Here is a 907-nt window from a genome sequence, read left to right as displayed (position 1 = left end):
GGTCTGCATTGTCGCGAAGCGATCCATCGGCATGCCCTGCAGGAAATGGCGGAGACGCCACGCAGTTCACTGCCCGTCGCCGTCCCAAGCTTAAAACTTAGCCATTGCCAGCCGTCTCGCAAGGCATGGTTGCGGCCCGGGTGGAAGAAGCGTGGCCAGGAGACGGATCGCCTCGAGCATTCCTAGACGGAATTGATGATGTTGTCGCTAACCAGACGGTTCAGGCAGACGCCTTGCCGATTGAGGCGCCGCCATCAACAAATAGGGTTTGGCCGGTGATGAAGCCCGCATCTTCAGACAGCAGGAATTCGGCAGCCGCTGCGATCTCCCAAGGCTTCGCAAAACGACGGGCCGGCACCGCGGCGAGAAAGCGGGCTTCGGCTTCACTGCCATTGGGGGTGGTGGTTCGGAAGAGCTCCGTTTCAGTTGGTCCCGGCGCCACACCGTTTACGGTGATGCCCTCCTCGGCCAGCTCAAGAGCCCAGGTCCGCGTAAAGGCGATCAGTCCGGCCTTGGCGGCCGAATAGCTAGACCGTTGGCGCATGCCGAGCGCCACCAAGCTTGAGATGTTGACCACGCGTCCGAAACCTGCCGCCCGCATCGCCGGCAGGGCGGCCTGCACCGTCTGCAGGGCCGGGCGCAAGTTAAGATCGAGGACGGATATGAGCTCGTGCGTGGGGATATCGCCAAGCTCGCGGAGCTTGACCAGTCCAACGTTGTTGACCACGGCGGTGATCGCCTCTTCGGAGGCAAGAGCTTTTAGGATCGCTTCGGTCGCCGCTGCGTCCGCCAAGTCGACGGCGACGGCGCGACCCGGAAAATCGGTCGGCAACGTACGCGCGAGCCCAATGACACGTTGGCCATTTCGGGCCAGCCGCTCCGCCAGGGCTCGGCCAATGCCTTTGGT

At 63.0% G+C, this 907-nt stretch carries 1 protein-coding gene; it reads right to left on the bottom strand.

Translation table 11 applies throughout. The features are described 5' to 3' along the window. Positions 1 to 220 precede the first annotated feature (220 nt). The coding region (locus tag EN879_RS37375) for an SDR family oxidoreductase (protein ID WP_127274786.1) at positions 221 to 907 on the bottom strand (687 nt) is incomplete at its 5' end.

The sequence above is a fragment of the Mesorhizobium sp. M7A.F.Ca.AU.002.02.1.1 genome, assembly GCF_003998535.1.
GTDB lineage: Bacteria > Pseudomonadota > Alphaproteobacteria > Rhizobiales > Rhizobiaceae > Mesorhizobium > Mesorhizobium ciceri.
The sequence above is the reverse complement of the archived record's forward strand: the minus strand, read 5'-3'. Positions and strand labels throughout refer to the sequence as shown.